This window comes from Terriglobales bacterium (assembly GCA_035454605.1).
Taxonomy (GTDB): domain Bacteria; phylum Acidobacteriota; class Terriglobia; order Terriglobales; family Acidobacteriaceae; genus DATMAB01.
In genome coordinates, this window is sequence record DATIGQ010000113.1 from 22768 (window position 1) to 31050 (window position 8283).

Consider the following 8283-nt stretch of genomic DNA (forward strand, 5'->3'; position numbering starts at 1 on the left):
GTGCGTCACGAACGTAGCCGCGCACGCGAGGACTGTCAAGCAAGTCCGCCCCACGGTCGTGGGTCAGTTTCCGGTTTGCCGACTATACGTCCAAGTGGAGGCGCGACCCCATTCCGCCAGTCAACGCAGCAGGGTGGATGCTTGGGCCTGCGCTCCCACTGGCATATTCACCATCTTCGCGATCTTCGGCCAGCGGTGACTGGCTCTCAGCCCTTTACAGACGACAAAGCGGAGATAGAACATCGTGGACGCGTCACGCTGTTCGATCGCCTTTTCGATCCAATCGGCTCCAAGATCCAATTCGCCACAAAGCAGGTGAAAGAGTGCATGGGCGCGGGCGTCACCGAGCGCCTCGTCGGAACCAAGCGCCTGCGCGAGGGACCGGGATTCGGCGTCGTCTCCATTGCGCCGCAGCAAGGCGGCAAGCACGCCAATCGTATCGGGAAGCCATGGCCCAATCGCATAGGCACGCCGGGCGATCACCAACGCCTGCGGGAGATCACCTTTGTCCGCGTGAATCATCGCCATCGACACCAGGGCCACCACCTGGTTCTCGTCCAGTTCCAGCACCTTCTTCAATTGCTCAAGCGCATCACTGTCCCGGCCCGCTGCCTGTAGATAGGCATGCAGATTCATCCGGGACCATACATCGAGCGGGTCCTCTTCAATCGCGCGCTGTGCCAGTTTGATCGCCTGCTCCACGTTGCCTCGCAGGAACTGAAACCCGCTATACATCGGCCGGATGATGGCAAAACCCGCCTGTTTCGCCATCGGGAAATCGAAGTGCCGCTCCGCCGCCGCCCAATCCATGTCATAGATTGCCGCCAGATAGCCCAAAAACGCATGCGCGTCCGGAAGGGAAGGATCGATCTGCAGGGCCCGCTGGATTGCCGCACGCGCTGCCGGCACAGCCTTATGCGCCGGGCACCGGCCGAAATGCGTCAAGGTCGACCAGTAATATCCCAGGCCAACATGAGCCAGGCCAAAAGCCGGATCGAGCTCACTCGCTTGCTCATAGTATCGTCTCGCCAGCTCCAGCGACTCCGGGGTAACCTTGGCCTCCAGATACCTGGCCTTTAGATAAGCCTCATAGGCTGCGAGCTTCGGTATGTAGCGTTGGGGCGCAGTCCCTCCCGAAAGCTTCACTCGCAAAGCTCCGGTGATCGCCGCCGATATCTCATCCTGCACGGCAAAGATGTCACTCAGCTCCCGGTCATACCGCTCCGACCACAGGTGGGACCCATCCGTCGCCGCAATCAGCTGCGCCGCCACACGGATGCGATTCCCCGCTCGCCGTACGCTGCCTTCCAGGATGTGAGTAACATTCAACGTCTGCGCGATCTTTCGAACGTCCTCCTCCCTGCCCCGGAACGCAAACGACGACGTGCGCGCAATCACCTTCAGCTCGGCTGCCTGCACCAGCAAGTTGATGATCTCCTCCGCCAATCCGTCACTGAAGTACTCCTGCTCTTTGTCCGTGCTCATGTTAGCGAAAGGCAGCACGGCGATGGATGGGGCAGCGCCCGAATCCGGCGTGGTCACGGAAGGCAAGGGAACGGGCTCGAGCGGGGTTGCGTGTGCCGCCCGTCGCAGATCGCGGAACTCGTTGGCTACATCGCGAGCGGTCTGCACGCGGTGGCGCGGGTCCTTCTCCAAACAGCGCCGGATGATGCGGGCCAAATCACTGGGCAGATCGGAACGAACGTCAGTGACCAGCGCCGGGGTATCGCGCAGGATGGAAGAGGCAAGCTCCGCCGAGGAAGGACCGCGAAACGGGCGCTGCCCGGTCGCCATCTCGTGGAGCAGGATGCCCAGCGAAAAGAGGTCGGTGCGGTGGTCCAGCGCCCGGCCCTGGAGTTGCTCCGGAGACATATAGGCCGGCGTCCCCATCACGATTCCCGGCGCCGTGTGCGCCGCTGAAGTCAGCGTGGCGTCCGCGGGGTCGGTCGCGCGGGTCTCCTTCGCCAGTCCGAAATCCAGCATCTTGACGGACTCGGCCGCGCCCACCATGACGTTGGCGGGCTTGAGGTCGCGGTGCACGATGCCCTTTTCGTGGGCGGCGGCCAGCGCGTCGGCCAGCGCGCCTCCAATCTCGACAATCCGCTCGATGGGGAGTCCGCCCTGCGGAATCAACCGGTCGAGTGACTGCCCTTCGACGAGCTGCATGGTCAGGAAGTGGACGCCGTCGGATTCCTCCACCGAGTGGATGGTGACGATGTTCGGGTGGTCGAGTTGGGCGAGGGTCTTCGCCTCACGACGAAAGCGCGCGAGCCGTTCTGGATCGTGCGCCATCCCAGCGGGCAGCACCTTGAGGGCTACGTCACGCCCGAGCTTCGAGTCAGTCGCACGATACACCTCGCCCATCCCGCCGGCGCCCAGTGGCGCGACGATCTCATAGGGGCCGAGCTTCGTGCCAGAGGTGAGGGCCATCCGCGCGCCATTATAGTTCCCACGGAAAGGTGCCGTTCACTTGGACGCGGGCTTACCGGGAACTGACCCACTACCCGCACCACGGCCGCCGATGCCGGGCGGGCAGACATGCCATGTCCCCAAAGGATACCGGCCCTGAGGTTTATACTCGGAGGCTTGCAATGGCCGTGACGCTGGACCAGATCGTGGCTCGAACGCGGGAATGCGTGGCCGAGGCCAAGCGCAACACGGACCGCGCCGACCTGGAGCGCCGCGCTGCGTCGCATACTCCGCGGGGGTTCCGCCAGGCGCTGGAACGCGATGCCGCCAAGGGCGCCGCCATCATCGCGGAGATCAAGCGCGCCTCTCCCTCGCGCGGGCTGATTCGCGGCAGCTTCCAGGTGGCCACGCTCGCCTGGCAGCTCACGCACGGCGGCGCCACAGCTCTGAGCGTCCTCACGGAAGAAGAATTCTTCCAGGGCTCGCTGGCCGACCTGAGCGAGGCTTCGGCTGCCAGTCCGCTTCCCTGCCTGCGCAAGGACTTCATCGTGGATGAGTTCCAGTTGGTGCAGGCTCGGGCGTTCGCGGCGGACGCCGTGTTGCTTATCGTCGCGGCGCTGAGCGATCTCGATCTGCGGGCGCTGGCGCCGAAGTGTCGTGAACTGGGACTCGACGCCCTGTGCGAGGTGCATAACGAGGGCGAGATCGAGCGAGCGCTGGCGGCGGGTTGCGATCTGATCGGAGTGAACAACCGCGATTTGCGGACGTTCCAGGTAGACCTGGAAACCGCCCTGCGGCTGGCGCCGCACCTGCCGGCAACCGTATTCCGCGTGGCGGAGAGCGGCATCCAGTCGGCGGCGGACATTCTGCGCCTGCGCGATGCACGCTACGGGGCATTCCTGATCGGCGAGTCGCTCATGCGGGAAGACGCGCCCGGCGACGCCCTGGCGCGACTGCTGGCGGAAGTGCGGGGTAATACCGGGGCGGGGTAGCTTCTTTTTTCACCTCAGGGGGCTGAAGCCCGAAGTCTTTTGGGAGCCGATTTCGGCACGACTAAAGTCGTGCCCCTCCGAAAGATGCGACGCGAATGACCTGGATCAAGATCTGCGGAACCACGAATCTCGAGGACGCGCGCCTGGCAGTGGATGCGGGCGCGGATGCGCTGGGCTTCGTGTTCGCGGAGAGCCCGCGGCAGGTGACGCCGGAACTGGCGCGGGAAATCATTCCGGCACTTCCCGAAGGAGTAGAGAAGGTTGGCGTTTTCGTAGATGAGACTGTCGATCGAATGATGGAGGCCGCCAATCAAGTCGGCCTTACCGCCATTCAGTTGCACGGGGATGAACCATCCGAAACGCCTCGTGCCATCAAGCAAAGGTCCTCGGGCAGACACACGTTGAGGGTGATTCGCGCCGGGTTAGTGCTTCCATGGTGGAAAGATCCGGACAAGGGGAGCGCCATGGGGTGGGATCCGGTTCCTTTGGGGATTGTCGACCAGGGACAGGGCGGCGAACCGGTTAGGACGGGCAACATAGACGCGTTATTGGTGGACTCTGGCACTCCCCAGAAGCGAGGTGGCACCGGAACGCCATTCGATTGGACCCGCGGAAGAATTCTAGTGACGATGATGGCTTCCTGGGTCAAGGTCATCGTGGCGGGTGGGTTGACCCCCGCGAATGTCGCCGAGGCGATTCGTATCTTGCGCCCCTGGGGCGTGGACGTGGCCACCGGAGTCGAGCGTGAGCCCGGCAAGAAAGATCCTGAGAAGGTCCGCGCCTTCATCGAGGCAGTACGGCAGGCGGACAAGGAGTACTCACGCCTGTGAGGACGAAAGCCAAGAGGGGCACCTCGTCGGGGCGCTTTGGCCCCTACGGAGGACGGTACGTTCCGGAGACGTTGGTAGCCGCGCTCGAGGAGCTGGAGCGAGCGTACGAGCAGGCGCGACGCGACCGCAGTTTCCAGCGCCGGCTTGATGACCTGCTGCGTCACTACGCCGGGCGGCCGACGCCTTTGTTCTTCGCCGAAGGACTTACGAAGAAACTCGGTGGCGCGAAGATCTACCTGAAGCGCGAGGATCTGCTGCACACGGGCGCGCACAAGATCAACAATTGTTTGGGGCAGGCGCTGCTGGTGGAACGCATGGGCAAGCGCCGCGTGGTGGCGGAAACCGGCGCGGGACAGCACGGCGTAGCCACCGCGACGGTGTGCGCGCTGTTCGGGTTCGAGTGCGTGGTGTACATGGGCACGGAAGACATGCGCCGCCAGGAGCTGAACGTCTTCCGCATGCGGTTGCTGGGCGCGGAAGTGCGCGGCGTAGATGCGGGCTCGCGCACGCTGAAAGACGCCATCAACGAGGCCATGCGCGACTGGGTGACCAACGTGCGGACCACGCACTACCTGCTGGGAAGCGTGCTGGGAGCCCATCCCTATCCCACCATGGTGCGCGATTTCCAGTCGGTCATCGGGCGCGAAGCGCGCCAGCAGATTCTGGCCGCTCGAGGCCGGCTGCCGAGCGCGGTGATTGCGTGCGTGGGCGGCGGCTCGAACGCCATCGGCATCTTTCATCGCTTCCTTCGGGACAAGAAAGTGAAGCTGATCGGCGTGGAGGCCGGCGGCTGCGGGCGCAAGCTGGGCCAGCACGCGGCGCGATTCCGCGGCGGCTCGCCGGGCGTGCTGCAAGGAACCTATTCCTACCTGCTGCAGGATGCGGCGGGACAGGTTGCGCCGACGCATTCCGTTTCCGCCGGGCTCGATTATCCGGCCATCGGTCCCGAGCACGCCGCGCTACGCGACGCCGGCCGCGCCGAGTACGTGGCCGCATCGGACCGAGAAGCCCTGGCTGCATGCAGCCTGCTGGCACGGACCGAAGGCATCATCCCGGCGCTGGAGTCGGCGCACGCGGTGGCGGAAGCGGTAAAACGCGCGCCGAAGATGAAGAAGAGCGACATCATCCTGATCAACCTTTCCGGGCGCGGAGACAAGGACATGGGAATCCTGATGGAGAATAAGGGGAACCGTTGACCGCTCGCCATGCCCCTTAATCTCTCACCTCGGCCTGCATTCGTCGCTTACCTGACCTGTGGCGATCCCGACCTGGCCACGACACGAGCGGCGGCGTTGGCCGCCATCGACGCCGGCGCCGCCGTCATCGAGCTGGGTGTGCCCTTCAGCGATCCCGTGGCCGACGGGCCGGTGATCCAGCGCGCCAGCCATCGCGCGCTGGAGCGCGGCACCACGCTCGGGGACGTGCTTCGACTTGCGCGTGAGTTGCGCCACGACCGGCCCGCGGCCGGGCTGATCGTTTTTTCCTACTTCAACCCGGTGCTGCGCTTCGGCCTGGAGCGCTTCTGCAAAGCGGCCGCGCGCGCCGGCGTGGACGGCGCCCTCATCACCGACCTGACGGTCGAGGAAGCGGGCGACTACCTGCGGCAGATGCGGTCGCGCAATCTCGCCACGGTCTTCCTGGCTGCGCCGACCAGCAGCGACGCGCGGCTGCACCGCATCGCGAAGGCGTCCACGGGATTCGTGTATGCCGTCTCGCGCACCGGCGTCACTGGGGCACGGCGTTCGCTTTCAGGAGCTGCCCGGCAGCTGGTCGCGCGACTGCGCCGCTACACCGACCTCCCCATCGCCGTAGGCTTCGGCATCTCCACACCAAAGCAGTTCCGGGCCGTGGGACGTTTCGCCGATGCGGTGGTGGTGGGCAGCAGCATTGTCGAACGGGTGGAACGTAGCCATTCCCCCGAAAGCGCCTCGCGCGCTGTGGGAGGGTGGGTCCGGTCGCTCTTGCGAACTCCCGCCGAATTTGCCCAACGGCGTCGCGGTATTTAGAATCGGACGCTCTGTGAACAAAGTCTTCGCCAGCGCCGAAGCGGCCATCTTCGACGTCACCGACGGCGCCGCCATCATGGTGGGCGGATTCGGCCTGTGTGGCGTGCCGGAGAACCTGATCGCGGCGCTGGTGCGCAAGAACGCTCGCAACCTCACCACCATCAGCAACAACGCCGGCGTGGACGGCAAAGGCCTGGGGCTGCTGTTGGCCAACCGCCAGATTGGGCGCCACATTGGAACCTATGTGGGTGAGAACAAGCTGCTCGAGGCGATGGTGCTGAAGGGCGAACTGGAGCTGCAACTGGTTCCGCAAGGCACATTCTCTGAACGGATCCGGGCGGCGGGAGCCGGCATCGCGGCGTTCTTCACGCCCACGGGCTACGGCACGGTGGTGGGAGAGGGCAAGGAGGTGCGCCAGTTCGACGGGCGCCCGCACATCCTGGAGCACACCCTGCGCGCCGACTTCGCCTTCGTCAAGGCCTGGAAGGGCGACAAGTGGGGCAACTTGGTCTATCGCAAGACCGCGCGGAACTTCAATCCCATGATGGCCACGGCGGCTCGGGTGACCATCGCGGAAGTGGAGCAACTGGTCGAGCCCGGCGAACTCGAGCCCGACATGGTGCACACCCCCAGCGTGTACGTGAATCGCATCTTCCAGGGCGTGAACGAGGAGAAACCGATCGAGCGCAGGACCGTGAGGAAGAAGAGTTGAGGGTGGTATGGCGGCTCCGGACAGCACGACCGAGGAAGTGCGCGCCAGCGTTCTGCGCTACCTGCGCATGTACGAAGAGGGGCGGCTGACCTTGGGAGACCTGGCGGCGGAACTGGCTGCGCTGGCCCCGGCGTATGATCACGCCATGGGTGGGCTGGACGACGCGTATCAGCAGTTGCTCGGCGCCGCGTATCGGCACCGCGTACAAGCGGGAACCGATGGCGGGCTTTCCCCGGCGGAGATGGAAGAGGCCCTGACCCGCTTCCGAAGGACGGAGGCGGCATGGTAAGGGCGTAGCCGGCTGCGCCTCGACATCGGATACACGATGGCAACCACACCCACAACGAATAAACAGAAGGACACGGAGAAGCGCGACCGCATCGTCAAGCGCGTGGCCCGCGAGCTGCGCGACGGTTTCTACGTCAATCTCGGCATCGGCTTGCCGACGCTGGTGGCCAGCCACGTCCCTCCGGGGATGGACGTTGTGTTCCAGAGCGAGAACGGGATGCTGGGTGTGGGTCCCTATCCGTTCGAAGGCGAGGAGGATCCCGACTTGATCAATGCCGGCAAGGAAACCGTCACCGAGATCGCCGGCACGGCGTATTTCTCCAGCGCCGATTCCTTCGCCATGATCCGCGGCGGGCACATCGACCTGAGCGTGCTCGGCGCCATGGAAGTGGATGAGGAAGGCAACCTCGCCAACTGGATGATCCCCGGCAAGATGGTGAAGGGCATGGGGGGCGCCATGGATCTGGTGGCCGGGGCGCGACGGGTCATCATCGCCATGGAGCACACCACGCGCGACGGCCAGCCCAAGATCCTGAAAAAGTGCACCCTGCCGCTCACCGGAGTGCAAGTGGTGGATACCATCGTCACCGAGATGGCCTACATCAAGGTGACGCCGGAGGGATTGGCGCTGGAAGAAGTGGCTCCCGGGCTAACCGCGGACGATGTGCAACGCGCCACCCAGGCGCGCCTGATTGTCAGCCCCGCCCTGAAGACGATGGACGTCTGATCAGCCGCCGAGCACGCGTGCCGGCAGGAAGATGACCGCGCGGAACAGCCGTAGCACGCCCTCCACCGCGATCCCCACCATCCGGAACGGCAACAGCAGCAGCCACACCACCGGATAGAGGATCAGCGCCAGCAGGGCCAATGGCCAGCACAGCACGAAGAGGATGCACCACAATACGAAGGTCAGCATAGTCTCCTCCCCAGCGTCCTTCTAGTAAGGGATACGCACGCGAAGCCGGTGCGGTTCCCCGGCTAGCGGAAGTTCTCCACCAGCATGATGTCGCTGCTCTCCTGTGTGATCTGCAGGTAGAGGAGAGCGC

9 protein-coding genes are annotated in these 8283 nt (G+C 64.7%); 7 read left to right on the forward strand and 2 right to left on the reverse strand.

From position 1 onward, the window contains the following. Positions 1-120: 120 nt before the first annotated feature. Positions 121-2430, reverse strand: coding sequence for a protein kinase (locus VLE48_07910; GenBank protein ID HSA92919.1), 2310 nt, complete (start codon positions 2428-2430; stop codon positions 121-123). Between the two features lie 161 nt (positions 2431-2591). Between VLE48_07910 and trpC the strand changes: the two genes are divergently transcribed. The 7 genes from trpC (at position 2592) to VLE48_07945 (ending at position 7964) form a co-directional block, all read left to right on the forward strand. After that, positions 2592-3401, forward strand: a complete 810-nt coding sequence (gene trpC / locus VLE48_07915; GenBank protein HSA92920.1) for an indole-3-glycerol phosphate synthase TrpC — start codon at positions 2592-2594, stop codon at positions 3399-3401. Between the two features lie 95 nt (positions 3402-3496). Beyond that, positions 3497-4231, forward strand: a complete 735-nt coding sequence (locus VLE48_07920) for a phosphoribosylanthranilate isomerase (protein ID HSA92921.1) — start codon at positions 3497-3499, stop codon at positions 4229-4231. Beyond that, complete coding sequence (gene trpB, locus VLE48_07925) at positions 4228-5427, forward strand: tryptophan synthase subunit beta (GenBank protein HSA92922.1); 1200 nt, start codon at positions 4228-4230, stop codon at positions 5425-5427. Before VLE48_07920 ends, trpB begins: the two co-directional genes overlap by 4 nt. 9 nt (positions 5428-5436) lie before the next feature. Beyond that, entirely contained in the window at positions 5437-6237 is an 801-nt protein-coding gene (gene trpA / locus VLE48_07930) for a tryptophan synthase subunit alpha (GenBank protein ID HSA92923.1), read from the forward strand. A gap of 13 nt (positions 6238-6250) precedes the next feature. Further along, positions 6251-6949, forward strand: coding sequence for a CoA transferase subunit A (locus VLE48_07935; GenBank protein ID HSA92924.1), 699 nt, complete (start codon positions 6251-6253; stop codon positions 6947-6949). Positions 6950-6956: 7 nt separating this feature from the next. Then, a complete protein-coding gene (locus VLE48_07940; GenBank protein ID HSA92925.1) occupies positions 6957-7238 on the forward strand; it encodes a hypothetical protein in 282 nt (93 codons plus the stop codon). A gap of 36 nt (positions 7239-7274) precedes the next feature. Beyond that, entirely contained in the window at positions 7275-7964 is a 690-nt protein-coding gene (locus tag VLE48_07945; GenBank protein HSA92926.1) for a CoA transferase subunit B, read from the forward strand. Here VLE48_07945 and VLE48_07950 read toward each other — a convergent pair whose 3' ends face one another. Further along, on the reverse strand, positions 7965-8153 hold the full coding sequence (locus tag VLE48_07950; GenBank protein ID HSA92927.1) for a hypothetical protein: 189 nt from the start codon (positions 8151-8153) through the stop codon (positions 7965-7967). Positions 8154-8283: the final 130 nt, after the last annotated feature.

What these genes read in the sequence shown, in the direction of transcription:
- trpC (HSA92920.1), top strand. Translation starts at nt 2,592, where the DNA reads ATGGCCGTGACGCTGGACCAGATCGTGGCTCGAACGCGGGAATGCGTG.
- VLE48_07940 (HSA92925.1), top strand. Translation starts at nt 6,957, where the DNA reads ATGGCGGCTCCGGACAGCACGACCGAGGAAGTGCGCGCCAGCGTTCTG.
- VLE48_07945 (HSA92926.1), top strand. Translation starts at nt 7,275, where the DNA reads ATGGCAACCACACCCACAACGAATAAACAGAAGGACACGGAGAAGCGC.
- trpA (HSA92923.1), top strand. Translation starts at nt 5,437, where the DNA reads ATGCCCCTTAATCTCTCACCTCGGCCTGCATTCGTCGCTTACCTGACC.
- VLE48_07920 (HSA92921.1), top strand. Translation starts at nt 3,497, where the DNA reads ATGACCTGGATCAAGATCTGCGGAACCACGAATCTCGAGGACGCGCGC.
- VLE48_07910 (HSA92919.1), bottom strand. Translation starts at nt 2,430, where the DNA reads ATGGCCCTCACCTCTGGCACGAAGCTCGGCCCCTATGAGATCGTCGCG.
- VLE48_07950 (HSA92927.1), bottom strand. Translation starts at nt 8,153, where the DNA reads ATGCTGACCTTCGTATTGTGGTGCATCCTCTTCGTGCTGTGCTGGCCA.